The following is a 17,704-nucleotide window of genomic DNA, read 5'->3' on the forward strand; positions in this document are numbered from 1 at the left end:
TCTCCCTCTCCCCGTGGGAGAGGGCCGGGGTGAGGGCATCAAACCGCACTCACCCCAGATACTCAATCACCGACAACCCACCGTTATAATCCGTGCTGTAAATAATCCCCTGCGCATCCACAAACACGTCGCACGACTGGATCACCTGCGGGCGATTCGGCCGCGTATCCATCATCCTCTCCGGCGCCGCGGGCACCAGCGCTCCCGTTTCCACCGGGCGATACGGATTGGAAATGTCATACGCGCGCACGCCCGCGTTCTGATACGTCGCGAAGATCAGCGTTGAGCTGACAAAGCTCCCCGGCCGGTTCTCGTGCAGGTTGTGCGGGCCAAAATGCGCCCCTTTCGCCACGTAGTCGATTTCATCCGGCTGCGGGAAGGTAGAGATACTCACCGGGTTCGACGGCTCGCGAATATCAAACAGCCAGATCAGCTTCTCGCCGTCTTCCTGGTTATCGAGCACCGCTTCGTCCAGCACCACCAGCAGATCGCGGTCCGGCAGCGGCAGCGCGGTGTGCGTCCCACCGCCAAACGGCGGGCTCCAGTTACGGTGGCTAATGAGCTTAGGCTGGGTGCGATCCTTCACGTCCAGCAGCGTCAGGCCGCCGTCGCGCCAGCTGCCGTACGCGGTATCCCCCGCAATAATCGCGTGGTGCAGCGCGTAGCGTTTCCCTTCCGGCCAGTCCGGCTGTTCGCCTGCGGCCTGGTTCATCCCCGGCAGCCACCAGCGCCCCGCCACCTCGGGCTTGCGCGGGTCCGCCAGGTCAATGGTCAGGAAAATGTAGTCGGTAAAACCGTCGATCAGCGCCGACACGTATGCCCAGCGGCCACCGACGTACCAGATGCGGTGAATGCCGATGCCGCTCAGCGACAGAAAGCCGATTTCGCGCGGCCTGTCCGGCGTGGAGATATCAAAAACGCGAAGCCCGGCGCTCCAGCCCCTGTCCTGAACGTCGCTGACGGTCTCTCCTACCTGACGGGTGTAGTAGACCTTCTCGTCGGCGAAGCGGGCATCGGCAAACAGATCCCGGGCGTTGATCACCAGCAGCAGGTCGTCATGCGCCTGGAGGTGCACGTTCCAGGTGCCCGGCGGCGCGGGGACATAGCCCGCGGGTTTCGGATTTTTTGGATCGCGCACGTCGACAATCGAAAAGCCCTGCGACACCATATGGCCGATATACGCAAAGCCGCGGTGCACCATCAGCTGCACGCCGTCCGGGCGACCGCCCTGGTCGCTATGGCCAATCAGCCGCATATTGCGGCTGTATTCTGGCGTAGGAAGCATGCTCATTTATTTTTCGCTTCCAGCGTCGCAAACCACGGCGCGATAAAATCTTCCGTCTGGCCCCAGCCCGGAATGATTTTGCCCAACGACGCCACGTTCACCGCCCCCGGCTGCGCGGTCAGCAGCGCCTGCGGGATCGCAGCGGCTTTGAAGTCGTAGGTGGCAGGCGTGGCTTCACCGGCAATCTTGTTGGCGATCAGGCGTACGTTGGTCGCGCCAATCAGCTTCGGATCTACCGCCACGCTCACCTTCCACGGGCTACCCGGCTCGCGCATCAGCTGTAAATCCTGGTTGGAGATGTCGATGCTGTAGAGTTTAATCTCGGTGCGGCCGTTCTCTTTCAGCGCCTTATACGCGCCCTGGCTGAAGGCATCCCAGGTCCCCCAGATGGCGTCGATTTTGCCTTTCGGGTATTTCGCCAGGATCGCGCCCACCTTGTTGGCGGTGTCGCCCTGCACGTCAGAGGAGACCGCGCCGATGGACTCCAGCTCTTTAATCTCCGGGTACTGCTTTTGCAACTCTTTATACGCCGCCTGACGACGCTCCATCGGCGGGAAGCCCGCTACCCACAGCTTGACGATATTGGCCTTGCCGTTGAAATCTTTCGCCAGCTGGCCGAAGGAGAGATTGGTCAGAGAGGCATCGTCCTGTTGGGTAACGGTCACGCCCGGAATCTCGCCGTTGACGGCGGTATCAAATACGGCGACCTTGATCCCGGCATCCACCGCCTTTTTTACCAGCGCGGTGGAGTACGGATCGCGGCCCTGAGACAGGATAATCCCGTCATATTTCTGGCTGATGGCCTGGTTCACGAAGTCCTGGAATTTAGCGTCATCCCCGTTGCTCAAAAAGGTGCTGACCTTAAAGCCGAGCTTTTTCCCTTCCTGAATGGCCCCGGCAACAAACTGCGTGGTGTTGTCGTCTGAGCCGAGGTTGCGGATCACCGCAATGCGAATGGGCCCGTCATGGTTGGCAATGGCCGCCGGGAGCGGTGCGGGCGTGGCCGCGAAGCCAGGCAGAGCGGTGAATAACCCTAATGCCACCAAAGAGAGTGCAATCTTTTTCATTTTTTATCCCGTTGTGTTGTCAGCGTTTTTGTATGTAGGTAATCGCCAGCGCTACCGCGAGCACCAGCCCTTTTATTATGTCCATGGCGTAATACGGCACGGAGAGCATCACCAGCCCGTTCGACAGCACGCCGAGGATCACCGCCCCCACCAGGGTCCCCAGGGCATTCGGCTTGCCGGACCCGGCCAGCGAGAAGCCGATCCACGCCGCCGCCACCGCATCCATCAGGTAACCGCCGCCCGCATTCACCTGCGACGACCCAATACGCGAGGCCAGCAAAATCCCGCCCAGGCCCGCCAGCAGGGAGGCAATCACGTAGGCCGCCACCTTGTAGCGCGTGGTGCGAATGCCCGAGAGGCGCGCGGCTTCGGGGTTGCCGCCAATGGCGTACATCCGGCGGCCGTGCGTGGTCAATGAGAGGCCCAGCTGCGCCAGAATCGTCACCACCAGCATGACGATCACAATGGTCGGCACCTGCCCCAGCAGGCTGAACGCCGCCGGAATGGTCCCTTCCGCCATGTCGCCGCTCGGCAGCACCATGTTCTCAGTAATCGACCCGCCGTAGCTGTAGGTCATCGCCACGCCCTGGATGACAAACAGGCTGGCAAGGGTCGCGAGCATGTCCGGAATGCGCAGGATGACGATCAGAAACGCGTTAAACAGGCCGACCAGCGTACAGAGCGCGAGAGTGATTACAATCGACTCGGTGGTGCCGAAGCCGTGCCAGACGAAGAGCGAAATCACCAGCGCGTTCGCCAGCGACGCGGTGGATCCCACCGAGAGATCGAACCCGCCGACGGTCAGGGAGATCGACACGCCGATGGCAATCACCGTCACGATGGCAATCGAGCGCAGAATGTTAATGATGTTGTTCGGATCGAGGAAGCTGTCCGACGCCAGGCCAAAAACGGCCACCAGCGCGACGACGGTCAGCAACATGCCCCACTTGTAGAGAAAATCGAAAATCTGCTGACGGCCAGACGCCGCCGCGCTCACTGAAAGGGCCTTGCTCACGACGCCGTTCCTCCGGTTGAATAATAAAGTAGTGTCTCTTCACGGGCCTCGGCCCCGGCGATTTCCGCCACGATGCGCCCGTCCCACAGGACGCAGATGCGGTCGCAGAGCCCCACCAGCTCGGCGAACTCGCCGGAGGCGTAAATCACCCCTTTGCCCTCGCGCGCCAGGCCGTCGATAAGCTGAAACAGATCGGTTTTGGCCTTCACGTCCACGCCTTTGGTCGGCTCGTCGAATATCAGCACGCTGGCGTCATTACGCAACCATTTACCGATGGCGACCTTCTGCTGGTTGCCGCCGGAGAGACGTCGCAAAACCTGCCCGGGACCGCGGGCGCGAACGCCGACGCGGGCGATCACCTCCTCCGCCCAGCGCCACGCCTGACGATGGCCGAACAGGCTCCAGCGCGAGAAGCTGTTATCGGCGCACACGGCAAGATTCATGCTCACCGGCTCGTCGATAAAAATGCCCTCTTTGCGCCGCTCTTCCGGCACCAGCGCCAGGCCGCGCAGCACCGAGTCCGCCGGGTCGCGCGGTTTCCAGTCCTGATGGTTCAGCTCGCCGTTCGCGACGCGGCTTTTACTGGCGCCAAACAGCGCCTTACAGAGTTCTGTTTTGCCCGCGCCCGCCAGCCCGGCAATGCCGAGAATTTCGCCCTTGCGCAGGTGCAGCGAGATATCTTTCAGCAGCGCGTCGTCGTGCAGCCCTTCTACCCGCAGCAGCGTTTCGTCGCCGTGCGGCGGGCGCGCGGGCGGGTAGATATCGCTCAGCACGTGGCCGAGCATCTTCTCAACGATCGCTTCACCGCTGAGATCGGCCATCGGGCCAGACTCAATCAGCTTGCCGTCGCGCAGCACCGTGAGGGTGTCGCAGATAGCTTTTAGCTCGTGAATGCGGTGAGAGATAAACACCACGCCGATGCCCTGCTGTTGCAGACGTCTTACCACCGCAAACAGACGCTCGCTCTCGTGCGCGTCCAGCGGCGCGGTGGGCTCGTCAAGAATCAAAAAACGGCAGTGATGAGATAACGCCCGCGCCAGCAAAATCTGCTGTTTTTCAGCCAGCGTGCAGCCGTCGATGGAGCGGCGAACGTCGAGCGAAACATCCAGCTGCGCCAGCGCCTGCCGCGCCTGCTGGCGGATGTCGCGCCAGCGGTAGCGGTGCCCTGGCTGCGCCAGCTGGTCGAGCATGATGTTTTCAGCAATGCTTAACCCCGGGATCAGCGCCACGTCCACCTCCTGCTGCACGAGGTGGATGCCCAGCCGTTTGGCGTCCAGCGGCTCGCGGATGCTTACCGGCTGGTTGTTAATGCAGATTTCGCCTTCATAGTGGTCGTGCGTCCCGCACAGCACCGCCATCAGCGTCGATTTCCCCGCGCCGTTGGCGCCGGTCAGCGCATGCACCGACCCGCCGTTCAGGGTGAAATCCACGCGCGACAGCGCCTGAAAGCCGGAAAAGGCCAGGCTGATACCGCGCATCTCAAGGCGACTGGAAACCATCCGCGTAAATCCTTCATTACTCTTCTGATTTAGCGAATTTTTCACAGCTCCGGTTGACTGACAACGACGGAAAAGGCATAAGATAAAGCGAAATATTATTAGCCATCCGGATGTCCAGACATAACATCGGGTTAGCGCTTGCTAAAAAAGGACAACTTCATGAGCAACACCGATATCCGCGTCGTACCCGGCCCGGCGAACTACTTCTCTCATCCGGGAAGCCTTGCACACCTGGATAATTTCTTTACTCCGGAACAACTTTCCCGCGCGGTGTGGATCTACGGCGAGCGGGCAATCGAGGGCGCACGCCCTTATCTGCCGCAGAGTTTTAACGCGACGGGGGCAAAACATCTGTTGTTTAAGGGCCATTGCAGCGAGCGTGACGTCACTCATCTGGTAAACGAGTCGGGAAGTGAAACCAGCGTGGTGATTGGCGTGGGCGGCGGTGCGGTAATGGATACCGTCAAGGCCGTGGCGCGTCGTCTGGGCGTGCCGTTCGTGGGCATTCCCACTATCGCCGCCACCTGCGCGGCGTGGACCCCGCTCTCCGTGTGGTACAACGATGCCGGTCAGGCGCTACAGTTTGAGATTTTTGACGACGCCAACTTTCTGGTGCTGGTGGAGCCGCAGATCATCCTTAACGCCCCGGCGGAATACCTGCTGGCGGGCATCGGCGATACGCTGGCGAAGTGGTACGAAGCGGCGGTGCTCGCCCCTCAACCTGAGAGTCTGCCGCTGACCGTGCGTCTTGGCCTGAACGGTGCGCTGGCGATCCGCGACGTGCTGCTGGAACGCAGCGAAGAGGCGCTTGCAGATCAGCAGCGCGGCGAACAGACGCAGGCGTTCCGGGACGTGGTGGATGCGATTATTGCCGGAGGCGGAATGGTCGGCGGTCTGGGTGAGCGCTATACCCGCGTGGCGGCGGCACACGCGGTGCACAACGGCTTAACCGTGCTGCCGCAGACGGAAAAATACCTGCACGGCACCAAGGTGGCCTACGGCATTCTGGTCCAGAGCGCCCTGCTCGGCCAGGACGACGTGCTGGCGCAGCTGGTGGCGGCATACCAACGCTTTAACCTGCCGATCACGCTTCGCGAGCTGGACGTTGATGTAAACAACCGCGACGAGCTGGATAAGGTCATTGCCCACACCCTGCGCCCGGTGGAGTCGATTCACTATCTGCCGGTGACGTTAACGCCTGAGGTGCTGCGCGCCGCGTTTGCGAAGGTGGAATCCTTCAGTCGTTAATTGCGCCGACGGGCTATACCTAATGATGATTCTCTCCACTCTTGCAACGAGGTCATCATGCAGATCGATTTAACAGGTAAAAAGGCGCTGGTTACCGGCGCCAGTCGTGGGCTGGGTCGGGCGATTGCGCTGTCGCTGGCGCGCGCCGGTGCCGATGTGGTTATCACCTACGAAAAATCCGTCGATAAAGCCCAGCAGGTCGTCGATGAGATCAACGCGCTGGGGCGACACGGCGAGGCGATTCAGGCCGACAGCGCCAGCGCGCAGGCGATTCAGGATGCGGTCACGCAGGCGGCGCGCGCTCTCGGCGGGCTGGATATTCTGGTCAATAACGCCGGGATTGCGCGCGGCGGCCCGCTGGAGTCCATGACCCTGGCGGACATCGACGCTCTGATCAACGTCAACATCCGCGGCGTGGTGATCGCCATTCAGGAAGCGCTGGTGCATATGTCGGACGGCGGACGCATCATCAACATTGGCAGCTGTCTGGCGAACCGCGTGGCGCAGCCGGGGATCGCCGTCTACTCGATGACCAAGTCTGCCCTTAACTCTCTCACCCGAGGTCTGGCCCGTGATTTAGGCCCGCGCGGCATTACCGTCAACCTGGTCCACCCCGGGCCGACCAACAGCGATATGAACCCGGAAGACGGCGAGCAGGCTGACTCTCAGCGTCAGCTTATTGCCCTGGGCCATTACGGCCAGCCGGAGGATATCGCAGCGGCAGTCACCTTCCTCGCCAGCCCGGCTGCGGGGCAAATTTCCGGCACCGGTCTGGATGTCGACGGCGGTCTGAACGCCTGATCGCAAATTTACTGTATGCCTCTGTCGCCCGGCAGAGGCCTGTTCGAGCCGCCTCGACGATTCGCGTTTTGCCGCTTTCTCGCGGTTATTCTCCGCTCTACAGTACCTCATTAGAAATTCGGAATTTATCTAATAGTCTTATTATTTCCTTATATTTTGTGTGGGCGTACAGTGGAGGTACGGATGAAGATTGTGTGGTCTAAAACAGCAGAGAAGCAGTTTTCTAAAATCGATCCTCGATATCAGAACCGCATTAAATTCAGGCTGGAGAAGATGGACGATAAAACATCACCTGTCGCGGATATCAAGAAATTATCTTCTCCCGAAAACCACTACAGGTTGCGATTAGGTGATTACAGGGTCATTTACACCTTCGGAGACCCGCCGGGTGATATCTGCTACGTAGTGGCAGTAAAACGCCGGACAACCACTACCTACCTTCATGAGGAGCATACGGAATATGACTATTCAGTTCATCAAGGATGAAGAAGGAAAAAAACAGTATGTTGTCATACCCTACGGTGAATATTTTCGCATGCGTTTAGCCATGCTTGAGTACGATGACGATGATGAAAACGACTGGGAAGACATCCCTTACGAATCAGACATCTACGATAACGTAGGTTTACCGGGTGAAGTGTGCGACATCATGCATAACGAGAACGTCAGCCTACAGGCCGCCTGGCGCATTTTACGCGGCATGTCCCAGCAGGAGGTGGCGGAGAAGCTTGGCATCAGCCAGTCCGCCGTGTCACAGCTGGAAGCGCTGGACTCCCGACCGCAAAAGCGCACCCGCGAAAAGCTGGCGGCAATTTACGGCTGTAAACAGGAGCAGATTAGCCTCTATTTACCAAAAGAGGGTTAACAGCACTTCGCCCCGCCCTTGCCGCCGTAGCGGGCGTCCTGACGGTCGCGGAAAAATTCTTCGTAGGTCATGGGCGTCTGGTCCGGGTGGTTGACGCGCATATGCTCGACGTAGTTGTCGTAATCCGGCACGCCAATCATCATTTTAGCGGCCTGGCCCAGGTATTTACCTGCTTTGGAAAGGGTGTCGAACATAATCAGTTTCTCGTTTGTATTCCCCTCACCCTGACCCTCTCCCCAAAGGGGAGAGGGAACTTTAACACCCTCTCCCCTTTGGGGAGAGGGGTGGGGTGAGGGGGTTTGGTAATGTTAATGCGCCCCTTTCGCCTGGGTGACAATCTCGTCCAGGTTCTCAGGCATTGGCTCATACGGCGTCTCTTTCGCCGTCGGTTTGTCGACTTTCAACGCCGCCAGCGCGGTTTTCAGAGAATACAACGCCAGCACCACAACCACCACCATAAAGAAGATGGTCAGCCCGGCGTCCAGACGGTTGTTAAACACCAGCTGCGACAGCTGAGATTCGGTGTACTGTGCCGGGATCTTACCGCTGTCGATCATCGCCTGGAACTTGTTGGCGATCGCCAGGAAGCCCACCTTGTTGTCCGGGCTGAAGGCTTTCTGCCAGCCCGCGGTCAGGGTACAGATCAGCAGCCACGCCGTTGGCACCAGCGCCACCCATGCGTAACGCTGGCGCTTCATCTTGAACAGCACTACCGCGCAGAGCATCAGGGCCATGCCCGCCAGCATCTGGTTGGCGATACCGAACAGCGGCCACAGGGTGTTAATCCCGCCCAGCGGGTCGACCACGCCCTGATGCAGGAAGTAGCCCCACGCCAGCACGCACAGCGCTGTCGCCAGCAGGTTAGCCGGGAGTGAATCGGTACGTTTCAGGTTCGGGGAGATCACCCCCAGCAGATCCTGCAACATAAAGCGTGCCGCACGCGTACCGGCATCCACCGCCGTCAGAATAAACAGCGCCTCGAACAGAATGGCGAAGTGATACCAGAACGAGACATCCATCAGCCCGCCCAGCGCGCCGTGCAGGATGTAGGCCATGCCCACCGCCAGCGTTGGTGCCCCGCCTGCGCGGGAAATAATCGACTGCTCGCCGACCTCATTAGCGATATGCGTCAGCGTTTCAGGCGTAATCGCAAAACCCCAGCCGCTCACCACCTGCGCGGCGGAAGCGACCACGTCAACGGTGCCCGCCGGAGCCAGGACCGCCATCGGGCTGTTCATCGCGAAATACACGCCCGGGTCAATAATGCAGGCGGAGACCAGCGCCATAATCGCCACGAAGGACTCCATCAGCATGCCGCCGTAGCCAATCAGGCAGGCCTGATTCTCATTCGCCAGCATCTTCGGCGTGGTCCCGGAGGCAATCAGCGCGTGGAAGCCCGACACCGCCCCACAGGCGATGGTGATAAACAGGAACGGGAACAGGTTGCCGGTCCAGACCGGGCCGGTACCGTCGATAAATTTGGTCAGCGCAGGCATGGTCAGGGTCGGGCGCATAATCAGAATGCCGATCGCCAGCCCGACGATGGTGCCGATTTTCAGGAAGGTAGAGAGGTAGTCACGCGGGGCCAGCAGCAGCCATACCGGCAGCACCGCCGCCACGAAGCCGTAGCCTACCAGCATCCAGGTCAGCTGCACGCCGGTGAAGTCGAAGAACGGTGCCCAGGTCGGGCTTTCCGCCACCCAGCCGCCGGAGATAATGGCGAACACGAGGAATACCAGGCCAATCACCGACACTTCACCAATGCGCCCCGGACGCAGGTAGCGAATGTAGATCCCCATGAACAGCGCCAGCGGTATGGTGAAGGCGACGGTATAGGTTCCCCACGGGCTGTGGGTCAAGGCTTTCACCACGATCATCGCCAGCACCGCGAGGATGATCACCATGATCATAAAGGTCGCCACCAGCGCAATCACCCCGGCGGTTGCCCCCATCTCTTCTTTCACCAGCTCACCCAGCGAACGACCGTCGCGACGGGTGGAGACGAACAGCACCATGAAGTCCTGCACCGCGCCCGCCAGCACCACCCCCGCGAGGATCCAGATCATCCCCGGCAGGTAGCCCATCTGCGCGGCCAGTACCGGCCCCACCAGCGGGCCTGCCCCGGCAATCGCCGCGAAATGGTGACCGAACAGCACTTTTTTATCGGTCGGCACGTAGTCCAGACCGTCGTTGTGGCGCACGGCAGGCGTCATGCGCGTGCCGTCTACGCCCAGCACCGTCTTTGCGATATAGCGGCCATAAAAACGGTATGCGATCAGATAAATGCAGACGGAGGCGACGACGATCCACAGCGCGTTGATCTGCTCCCCCCGGTTGAGGGCGATATAGCCCAGGGCAAAGGCTCCCACCACGGAGAGCACCGCCCACGTAAGGTATTTCCCTGAGTTGTTCATAGTTGTTGTCCGTTGTTGTGAAACAGTGAGATGTTACATTTTGTTTCTAGAACAACGGGTAAAATTTAACAACTTTGAAACGCAATAATGCGTGGTCAAACCAGAGATTTACACCACAGTGTTAAGCCGATCACTTTCAGCTGAATGACTTACCCCAACACCATCGTACTCAACCGACAGGTACAGCACCGCCGTCCCTGCTCGTCGAACACCACGATCTCCCAGCTCTGGCTGGAACGGCCCAGATGCAGCGGCTGACACACGCCGCGTACCTTACCGTGTGAGACTGCGCGGTGGTGCGTGGCATTCAGTTCCGTACCCACCACGTTCTGCCCGTCACGGGTCATCAGAAAACCGGCCATCGAGCCCAGCGTTTCCGCCAGCGCCGCCGAGGCGCCGCCGTGCAGCAGGCCAAACGGCTGATGGGTGCGCGCATCCACCGGCATCTCCGCTTCCAGCGTATCGTCCCCGAGGCGGGTATAGACGATGCCAAGGTGCCCCACCATCGTATTCAGGCTGGTGGCGTTCAGCTCCTCGAGCGTTAAATGACGTTTCCAGATCATTACGCCCCCAGCGTGGAGCCGCCGTCCACCACGATATCCTGCAGGGTGATATGGCTGGCGGCATCGGATGCCAGGAACAGCACGGTCGCAGCAATCTCCTGCGGACGGGCAATTTTACCGAGCGGAATGCCGAGCTTGAATTGCTCGCCAAAGCCGCGAATGCGCCGCTGTTCCGCATCGTCGCTGGTCCACAGGGTGCGCTGCATGTCGGTATCCGTTGAACCCGGCGACACCAGGTTACAGCGTACGCCGCTGCCCGCCAGTTCCAGCCCGACGGTCAGCGCCAGGCTTTTCAGCGCCGCTTTCGACGCGCCGTAGGCGCTCATGCCGATGCGCGGCGTGTGCGCCGCGTCAGAGGCCACCGTCACAATCGCCCCACCCTGCTGACGACGGAACTGGCCCATCGTCTGCTGGAACAGGTTGAACGCGCCGCCGACGTTGACCGCAAAGGTCTGCTGCCAGTCCTCCTGCGAAAGCTGATCCGTCGCGCCCATACGCAGAATGCCCGCTGCGTTAACCAGCACGTCGAGCCGCTCAAGGCTGCTGAGCAAACGCCCGCAGACGTCACTCGCCTGCACCGCATCCGCCACGTCCAGCGTTTCGGTGGCAAACGGATATTCGCCGTGAGGGAAAGCCAGATCGAACCCGGTCACCTGCGCCCCGGCCTCCACAAATGCCAGCGCGGTCGCATAGCCAATGCCCTTACCCGCGCCCGTCACCCAGACGGTTTTACCGGTAAAATCAAAAGCCATCACTTCACCTCGCGGGAGAGCAGCGCCCACCAGGCATCGAGGGTCGGATTTTTCGCCAGCATCACGAAGTCGATGTCGCCGTGCGCTTTGCGCCAGCGGGCGGCGAGCGCCATCATCCGTACTGAATCCAGACCGTAGTCGATCAGGTTTTCGTCATCCATCGGCTCGTCGGACTCGTCCAGCAGCGGCAGGATCAGCTCACGCAGCGCGGCTTTCGTTGCCGGAACGGACGGCAGCAGCTCGTCGGTCATCACCACGCGGCCAGAACGTCCTGCCACGTATTTCAGCGACATCAGGTGCTCGTCGCGGGTGAAGTCCGCCAGCGCGTCGGCGATAAAGAACGGTTTGATGTCGCGCATAAAGGCGTCGGTGGCGGTGGTCATGCAGCCGATGTGGGCGTATACGCCGGTGATCAAAAGCTGGTTGCGCCCGGTCTCTTTCAGCATCTGCTCCAGCGGCGAGCGGTGAAACGCGCTGTAGCGCCACTTCACCAGCACGGTGTCCGCTTCATCCGGGGTCAGCTCGGCGACGATGCGCTGCTGCTCCGGCGAACGGGTCAGGCCCGGCCCCCACATGTCGTTCAGCAGGGCACGGTCTTCATCGCTCTGATCTTTCGGCTGCGCGGTGTAGTACACCGGAATATTGTGCTCTTTGCAGTACGCGCGCAGTTTAGCGATGTTCGCCACTACCTGCTGCATCATATCGCTATTTTCGCCCCAGAAGTTCAGGAAGTACTCCTGCATATCGTGGATCAGCAGCGCGGCGCGCTCCGGTTCAAATGCCCAGTTCACTTTACTGGTCGGCAGTTCGGCGGCGGTTGGCAGCGCGTATGCGGTTAATTTTGGAATGGCCATTCTCTGTTCCTCAGCCCCGGGCGCGTTCAGCAAGCCACAGGCGCAACTGTTTCTTATCAACTTTGCCGACCGGCGTGAGCGGAAGCGCATCCACGCTCTCCACGCGGTCCGGCAGCTTAAATTCGGCAACGCCCTGCTCGCGCAGGAAGCGGCGCACCTCCACCGCGCGCAGGGGCTGTTTCACCACCAGGTACGCGCAGCTTTTTTCGCCCAGCAGGCTGTCCTCCATGCTCACCAGCGCGGCGTGGATCACCGCGTCGTGGCGCAGCAGCAGGTTTTCGATCTCTTCGGCGGCGATCTTCTCGCCACCGCGGTTGATCTGATCTTTCTCGCGCCCCTGCACGGTGATGTAACCCTGCTCGTCGATGGCGATCAGATCGCCCGAGCAGTAGAAACCGTTGGCATCAAAGGCGCTGGCGTTGTGTTCCGGGCTGTTGAAATAGCCGCGGAAGGTATACGGGCCGCGCGTCATCAGACGCCCGACTTCCCCGCGCGGCAGCGGGTTGCCGTCCTCATCCGCCACCCACACTTCATCGTCCGGGCACATCGGGCGGCCCTGGGTATTGATGATGCGCTCCGGCGCATCGTCGAGGGCGGTGTAGTTCACCAGCCCTTCCGCCATGCCAAACACCTGCTGAAGCTGGCAGCCAATTTCCGCCGGAATGCGCGCCGCAAGCGTGGCGGAGAGACGTGCGCCGCCTACCTGGAGCAGTTCGAGGGATTTCAGCTGGGCGTTCCCCGCGCCGTCGGCAATCGCCTGCAACCACAGGCTGACCGCGGGCGGCACCAGCGAGGTGACGTTGATCTGATGCTGCTCAATCAGCGGGAAGCAGAGCGTGGCGCTCGGATCGTTCGCCAGCACCACGCAGCCGCCCGCCTTGAAAACGCCTAACGATCCCGGCGAACTCATGGCGTAGTTGTGCGCCGCGGGAAGCGCGTTCAGATAGCGGGTGTGCGCAGTGATACCGCAGATTTCGTTGCTGCGGCGAATGCTGTAGTCGTAATCGTTGTGCGTACGCGGGATCAGCTTCGGCGTGCCGGTGCTGCCGCCGGAGAGCTGGAAGAACGCCACTTCGTCTGCGGGCGTCGGGTTCGGGATGAAGTTGTCCGCCGGGCGTGAAATCGCCGCCTCCAGCGCGTGTTCGCCCTTATCGCCGCGTAGCAGCACAACGCGAACCGAGCGGTGAGCGTCCACAAAGGTATTGAGAAAATCATCGCCCGAGAACAGCGCGTGGTCGCGATCGGCAATCAGCACGGCGGGTTTGATCTGCTCCGCGTAGGCGTTGAGTTCACTGCGCTGATGGCTAAAGAGCGCGTTGACCGGCGCGACGCCGATTTGCAGTAGCGCGAAGAAGGTGATGTAGAACTCGGCCACGTTGCCGAGCTGCACCAGCGCGGTCTCGCCGCGATGCAGCCCCTGCGCCTGAAGGGCGGACGCCAGATTCGTCACCGCCTGATTAAACGCGCGGTAGGTAATGCGGCGATCGCCGTCAATTATCGCGACCGCATCGCTGTCCGCATGGTCCGTCAGGATGTGGGTCAGCGGCAGATCCTGCCAGTAGCCTTTTTCACGGTAGCGCCGGGCAAAATCCTCAGGCCAGCGGGTAAAAGGGATGGTCATGAGTATTCCTTAGTGCAAACCAAACACGTTGAGCATGGTGGAGAGCTTCACGCCCGTCTCGCGCCACTCGCCCACCGGGGAGGAAGCAGGCACAATGCCCGCGCCGGCAAACAGGCGAACGGTATTTTGATGCAGCCGCGCGCAGCGGATAGTTACCACCCACTCGCCGTTACCTTCGCTGTCGCACCAGCCAACGATGCCGCCGAACAGTTCGCGGTCGAAGGGCTCCAGCTCGGCAATGAGTTCTTTTGCCGCCTGATGCGGGAAACCGCTCAGGGCCGGGGTCGGGTGCAGCAGGCAGGCCAGCGTCAGGGCGTTCTCGTTTTCACGCGCGTCACCCTCAACCGGCGTGGCCAGATGCCACAGCGTTGGGGTGGTAATGAGCTGCGGGGAAGCCGGCATGCTCAGATGATGGCTGCGCGGTTCCAGAATGGTTTTCATCGCCTGGGTTACCAGGTCGTGCTCGTGACGGTCTTTTTCGGAGGCCAGCAGCTTAGTGCCCGCTTCGCGATCCAGCACATCGTCCGGCTGACGGCGCGCAGAGCCCGCCAGCGGCAGCGAACTAAAGTGCGCGCCCTCTTTACGCAGCAGCAGTTCCGGGCTGGCGCCCAGCAGCACGCCGCCGTCTTCCAGCGGTACGTGGAAGTTAAAGCTCGCCGGGTTCTGGGCGATAAGACGCTCCATCAGCGCGCTGCTATCAATCTGTTTGTCGGTGGCAATATCAATCAGGCGCGACAGCACCACCTTATTCACCTGCGGCGTGGCGGTGAGCGACGCGGCGCGGGCCACCATCTCCTCGAAAATCGGCTGCGGCGGGATCTCGGTGCGTTGTTGCACGTTCAGCGTCTGCGCGCCGGAGGCGTAGCGTGCGGACTGCTGACGCGCCGGGCGGGAGAAGGTTTGCCAGCGTTGCGGAATAAACAGCGATGACGGTTTGCGGGTATCGAAGGGGATCGCCCCTACCATCACCGGATGGGCAATGCCGCTGTTTTTCGCATTCCGGAAAGCCTGAGCTAATTTCTGCTGAAAGGGACCCGCCGGATCGTCACCGCCGACGGCGGGTTCAGAAAAACGGGCAAAACAGCCGGACGTGGTAAAACTGCGGTAAGGCGACATAAAGAAAAAGCTATCTGCTTGCAGCGTAGTCGCGGTGTGCTGAACTTCCTCAGCCAGGGACGTGTCCATATCATCCTCCTTAAAATGATAAAAGAAGCAATAATGATTATCATTTATATTTTCGTCGGCTAACCTAATCCCACATCGCCCCGCTGTCAACCGTCGGGCAAATAACTTGTGCGACAAACGCTTGCATCCCTTCCCTACAGCCCTGAAAATGAGAAGCATTATCTTCAATAAAATCAGGATGCCGCTCTGTGAAAATCGCTGCCGTTTGCCGCAATGCCCTTCTTTTAACAGGACTTTTTGTTTTAGGACTAACCTCAGCCGCCGCCGACGACTGGCCGCGCCAGGTCTCCGACAGCCGCGGCGTTCACACGCTTGAGAGCAAACCGACGCGCATTGTCTCCACCAGCGTGACCTTAACCGGCTCCCTGCTGGCCATTGACGCGCCGGTCATTGCCAGCGGAGCGACCACGCCGAACAACCGCGTGGCGGATGCGCAGGGCTTTTTACGTCAGTGGGGCGATATCGCGAAGCAGCGTAAGGTTGCCCGGCTGTACATCGGCGAGCCGAGCGCCGAAGCGGTCGCGGCCCAGATGCCGGACCTGATTTTGATCAGCGCCACAGGCGGGGATTCCGCGCTTGCGCTCTACGAGCAGCTTTCCGCCATCGCGCCGACGCTTATCATCAATTACGACGACAAAAGCTGGCAGGAACTGCTGACCCAGCTGGGGACGATCACCGGGCAGGAGACACAGGCCGCAGAGCGCATCGCTGCCTTCGATAAACAGCTCGCCCAGGTGAAGCAGCAGATGAAGCTGCCGCCACAGCCGGTGAACGCCATCGTTTACACCGCCGCGGCACACACGGCGAACCTGTGGACGACAGACTCCGCGCAGGGCAAGCTGCTGCACCAGCTGGGCTTTACGCTGGCGGACCTGCCTGCCGGTTTGCAGACCTCAACAAGCCAGGGCAAGCGCCACGACATTATTCAGCTGGGTGGAGAAAATCTGGCGACGGGGCTGAACGGCGAAGGGCTGTTCGTGTTTGCCGGCGACCAGAAAGACGTGAATGCGATTTACGCCAATCCGCTGCTGGCGCATCTGCCGTCGGTGAAGAACAAGCGCGTCTGGGCGCTGGGAACGGAGACGTTCCGCCTGGATTATTACAGCGCGATGCTGGTGTTAGACAGATTGAATGCGTTGTTTAAGTAGGCATTTTTCCTCCCTCTCCCCGTGGGAGAGGGCCGGGGTGAGGGCATCAGGCCGCACCGTCGTTCAACGCAACCTCCTGCCTGAACCGCCGCAATTCCACCAGCGTCACCAGTAAGATCGCGCCAATCATCGCTAACACAAACCCGCTGCTGCTCGCCGACGCCACCGGGGTCATTATCGCCCCCATCCCGCCGAGGATCGCCGCGCCAATTGCATCGCCCGTCACGTTCTGCGCGGTCCACAGGCCGTTAATGCGCCCGAGCATCCCTTCCGGCGTCTGGGTCTGGATCAGGGTGTACTGTAAAAGCGAGCTGACCGCGCTCAGCCAGCCAAAAATCACCAGACACATCACCCCCAGCGCCCACACCGGCATCAGGCTGAAGAAACCAATCGCGATAAACGAGGCCAGCGTCGCCACCAGCATGATCAGCCCCGGTCTCGCGCTCTGCGCCAGGTTGCCGCTGGTCAGCGCCCCACACGCGGCGCCGAGCGGAATGGCGGCGTACAGCACGCCAATCTCTGAGGCGCTCATCTGCCACTCGCCCGCCAGCGCCGGGTACAGCACGCGCACGGCGCTCGCCATCGTCAGCAGGCCGCCGAGCAGCGCAATGCCGCCAATCAACGGGTTGCTGAACAGAAAACGAATCGCGGCCATCAGGGACTTCAGCGGATGCTCGCGCGGCTGCGGCGGCGGTGGCAGGAGCGGCAGACGCAGCAGCGTCAGGGTGGTGATAAAGGTTCCGGCTGCGGCAAGGCCGTAGTTCCACGCCACGTTGCCGGTCGCCAGCAGCAGACCGCCGACCATCGGCGAAATCACCGAGCCGAGGCGCACGGTGAGCATGGTGATCGCCCCCGCCTGCATCAGGTTTTCGCGCCCGACCAGCGCGGGCGTGGCCGCCAGCAGCGCCGTCACGCCTAACGAGGCAAAAAAGCCGTCCCACAGGCCCAGGGCATAAATCACCATCAGCGACGGCTCCGGCAGCATGGCGTTCAGACACAGCCCGACAAAGCCCACCCCGCAGGTACCGCGCGCCAGCAGGATAAGCTTTTTACGCTCGTAGCGGTCCGCCAGCACGCCGCCCACCATCAGGCCGATAAACATCGCCCCGCCGGTTAAGGTGACGGATAACCCTACCAGCCAGCTGGAGTGAGTCATGGTCTGGATTTGCACCGGCACGGCCACACCAAGCAGACCGAGGGACAAAATGGAGATAAAGCGAGCGATAAAAACGGCGCGATACGCCGGGTGTGTTTTGAGCAGGCTGAGGTTAAGCAGCCAGGATTTTTGATTCATGACAAAGCCTTGAGTCTATTTCTACCCATTCCATGGGCGCACATGCTAACATAGCCAAATAAGATAGATAACGATAATCACTATCATTATCAA

Annotated in this window: 17 protein-coding genes; 5 read left to right on the top strand and 12 right to left on the bottom strand. The window is 60.8% G+C overall.

Annotated features, from left to right (window positions below):
- Positions 1 to 49 precede the first annotated feature (49 nt).
- The 4 genes from SK53_RS09540 to SK53_RS09555 are packed head-to-tail and all read right to left on the bottom strand — an operon-like array spanning position 50 to position 4,866.
- Complete coding sequence (locus SK53_RS09540) at positions 50 to 1,291, bottom strand: LVIVD repeat-containing protein (protein WP_045332393.1); 1,242 nt, start codon at positions 1,289 to 1,291, stop codon at positions 50 to 52.
- Entirely contained in the window at positions 1,288 to 2,352 is a 1,065-nt protein-coding gene (locus tag SK53_RS09545; RefSeq protein ID WP_022650577.1) for a sugar ABC transporter substrate-binding protein, read from the bottom strand. The genes SK53_RS09540 and SK53_RS09545 overlap by 4 nt, the downstream gene beginning before the upstream one ends.
- Positions 2,353 to 2,371: 19 nt before the next feature.
- Entirely contained in the window at positions 2,372 to 3,367 is a 996-nt protein-coding gene (locus SK53_RS09550) for an ABC transporter permease (RefSeq protein WP_045345790.1), read from the bottom strand.
- Positions 3,364 to 4,866, bottom strand: coding sequence for a sugar ABC transporter ATP-binding protein (locus tag SK53_RS09555; RefSeq protein WP_048209159.1), 1,503 nt, complete (start codon positions 4,864 to 4,866; stop codon positions 3,364 to 3,366). Before SK53_RS09555 ends, SK53_RS09550 begins: the two co-directional genes overlap by 4 nt.
- 159 nt (positions 4,867 to 5,025) lie before the next feature.
- Between SK53_RS09555 and SK53_RS09560 the strand changes: the two genes are divergently transcribed.
- The 4 genes from SK53_RS09560 to SK53_RS09575 all read left to right on the top strand — a co-directional run bounded on the left by SK53_RS09560 (position 5,026) and on the right by SK53_RS09575 (position 7,780).
- Positions 5,026 to 6,114, top strand: a complete 1,089-nt coding sequence (locus SK53_RS09560; protein ID WP_047054246.1) for an oxidoreductase — start codon at positions 5,026 to 5,028, stop codon at positions 6,112 to 6,114.
- Positions 6,115 to 6,171: 57 nt separating this feature from the next.
- Positions 6,172 to 6,915, top strand: coding sequence for an SDR family NAD(P)-dependent oxidoreductase (locus SK53_RS09565; RefSeq protein WP_047054249.1), 744 nt, complete (start codon positions 6,172 to 6,174; stop codon positions 6,913 to 6,915).
- Between the two features lie 183 nt (positions 6,916 to 7,098).
- Positions 7,099 to 7,401, top strand: coding sequence for a type II toxin-antitoxin system RelE family toxin (locus tag SK53_RS09570; RefSeq protein WP_022647393.1), 303 nt, complete (start codon positions 7,099 to 7,101; stop codon positions 7,399 to 7,401).
- On the top strand, positions 7,376 to 7,780 hold the full coding sequence (locus SK53_RS09575) for a helix-turn-helix domain-containing protein (RefSeq protein ID WP_022647392.1): 405 nt from the start codon (positions 7,376 to 7,378) through the stop codon (positions 7,778 to 7,780). Before SK53_RS09570 ends, SK53_RS09575 begins: the two co-directional genes overlap by 26 nt.
- On the opposite strand, the gene SK53_RS09580 is transcribed toward SK53_RS09575, so the two are convergent.
- The 7 genes from SK53_RS09580 to entC form a co-directional block, all read right to left on the bottom strand.
- Positions 7,777 to 7,974 (bottom strand): YbdD/YjiX family protein, encoded by a 198-nt coding sequence (locus tag SK53_RS09580; RefSeq protein WP_006809671.1) that lies wholly within the window; start codon positions 7,972 to 7,974, stop codon positions 7,777 to 7,779. The genes SK53_RS09575 and SK53_RS09580 overlap by 4 nt on opposite strands.
- Positions 7,975 to 8,088: 114 nt before the next feature.
- Positions 8,089 to 10,194 (bottom strand): pyruvate/proton symporter CstA, encoded by a 2,106-nt coding sequence (gene cstA / locus SK53_RS09585; RefSeq protein ID WP_015571172.1) that lies wholly within the window; start codon positions 10,192 to 10,194, stop codon positions 8,089 to 8,091.
- Positions 10,195 to 10,343: 149 nt separating this feature from the next.
- Complete coding sequence (entH, locus tag SK53_RS09590) at positions 10,344 to 10,757, bottom strand: proofreading thioesterase EntH (protein ID WP_015571173.1); 414 nt, start codon at positions 10,755 to 10,757, stop codon at positions 10,344 to 10,346.
- Entirely contained in the window at positions 10,757 to 11,509 is a 753-nt protein-coding gene (gene entA, locus SK53_RS09595) for a 2,3-dihydro-2,3-dihydroxybenzoate dehydrogenase EntA (RefSeq protein ID WP_045896366.1), read from the bottom strand. Before entA ends, entH begins: the two co-directional genes overlap by 1 nt.
- Positions 11,509 to 12,363: an isochorismatase gene (locus SK53_RS09600; protein ID WP_048209161.1), complete on the bottom strand. Its 855-nt coding sequence runs from the start codon at positions 12,361 to 12,363 to the stop codon at positions 11,509 to 11,511. The genes entA and SK53_RS09600 overlap by 1 nt, the downstream gene beginning before the upstream one ends.
- 10 nt (positions 12,364 to 12,373) lie before the next feature.
- Positions 12,374 to 13,984, bottom strand: coding sequence for a (2,3-dihydroxybenzoyl)adenylate synthase EntE (gene entE, locus SK53_RS09605; RefSeq protein ID WP_048209163.1), 1,611 nt, complete (start codon positions 13,982 to 13,984; stop codon positions 12,374 to 12,376).
- A gap of 9 nt (positions 13,985 to 13,993) precedes the next feature.
- Entirely contained in the window at positions 13,994 to 15,169 is a 1,176-nt protein-coding gene (gene entC / locus SK53_RS09610; protein ID WP_023324292.1) for an isochorismate synthase EntC, read from the bottom strand.
- A gap of 188 nt (positions 15,170 to 15,357) precedes the next feature.
- On the opposite strand from entC, the gene fepB reads away from it, so the two are divergent.
- The gene (gene fepB, locus SK53_RS09615) at positions 15,358 to 16,317 is read left to right on the top strand and encodes a Fe2+-enterobactin ABC transporter substrate-binding protein (RefSeq protein WP_048209166.1); all 960 of its coding nucleotides are present in this window, start codon (positions 15,358 to 15,360) and stop codon (positions 16,315 to 16,317) included.
- A gap of 46 nt (positions 16,318 to 16,363) precedes the next feature.
- Here fepB and entS read toward each other — a convergent pair whose 3' ends face one another.
- The gene (entS, locus tag SK53_RS09620; protein WP_023324290.1) at positions 16,364 to 17,611 is read right to left on the bottom strand and encodes an enterobactin transporter EntS; all 1,248 of its coding nucleotides are present in this window, start codon (positions 17,609 to 17,611) and stop codon (positions 16,364 to 16,366) included.
- Between the last annotated feature and the right edge of the window lie 93 nt (positions 17,612 to 17,704).

This window comes from Enterobacter sp. MGH119, from assembly GCF_001037675.1.
Classification (GTDB): Bacteria; Pseudomonadota; Gammaproteobacteria; order Enterobacterales; family Enterobacteriaceae; genus Enterobacter; species Enterobacter hormaechei_C.

Excerpts from the sequence above, each read along its gene's own strand:
- SK53_RS09540 (WP_045332393.1), bottom strand. The coding sequence starts at position 1,291 with ATGAGCATGCTTCCTACGCCAGAATACAGCCGCAATATGCGGCTGATT.
- SK53_RS09545 (WP_022650577.1), bottom strand. The coding sequence starts at position 2,352 with ATGAAAAAGATTGCACTCTCTTTGGTGGCATTAGGGTTATTCACCGCT.
- SK53_RS09555 (WP_048209159.1), bottom strand. The coding sequence starts at position 4,866 with ATGGTTTCCAGTCGCCTTGAGATGCGCGGTATCAGCCTGGCCTTTTCC.
- SK53_RS09560 (WP_047054246.1), top strand. The coding sequence starts at position 5,026 with ATGAGCAACACCGATATCCGCGTCGTACCCGGCCCGGCGAACTACTTC.
- SK53_RS09565 (WP_047054249.1), top strand. The coding sequence starts at position 6,172 with ATGCAGATCGATTTAACAGGTAAAAAGGCGCTGGTTACCGGCGCCAGT.
- SK53_RS09570 (WP_022647393.1), top strand. The coding sequence starts at position 7,099 with ATGAAGATTGTGTGGTCTAAAACAGCAGAGAAGCAGTTTTCTAAAATC.
- SK53_RS09575 (WP_022647392.1), top strand. The coding sequence starts at position 7,376 with ATGACTATTCAGTTCATCAAGGATGAAGAAGGAAAAAAACAGTATGTT.
- SK53_RS09580 (WP_006809671.1), bottom strand. The coding sequence starts at position 7,974 with ATGTTCGACACCCTTTCCAAAGCAGGTAAATACCTGGGCCAGGCCGCT.
- cstA (WP_015571172.1), bottom strand. The coding sequence starts at position 10,194 with ATGAACAACTCAGGGAAATACCTTACGTGGGCGGTGCTCTCCGTGGTG.
- entH (WP_015571173.1), bottom strand. The coding sequence starts at position 10,757 with ATGATCTGGAAACGTCATTTAACGCTCGAGGAGCTGAACGCCACCAGC.
- entA (WP_045896366.1), bottom strand. The coding sequence starts at position 11,509 with ATGGCTTTTGATTTTACCGGTAAAACCGTCTGGGTGACGGGCGCGGGT.
- SK53_RS09600 (WP_048209161.1), bottom strand. The coding sequence starts at position 12,363 with ATGGCCATTCCAAAATTAACCGCATACGCGCTGCCAACCGCCGCCGAA.
- entE (WP_048209163.1), bottom strand. The coding sequence starts at position 13,984 with ATGACCATCCCTTTTACCCGCTGGCCTGAGGATTTTGCCCGGCGCTAC.
- entC (WP_023324292.1), bottom strand. The coding sequence starts at position 15,169 with ATGGACACGTCCCTGGCTGAGGAAGTTCAGCACACCGCGACTACGCTG.
- entS (WP_023324290.1), bottom strand. The coding sequence starts at position 17,611 with ATGAATCAAAAATCCTGGCTGCTTAACCTCAGCCTGCTCAAAACACAC.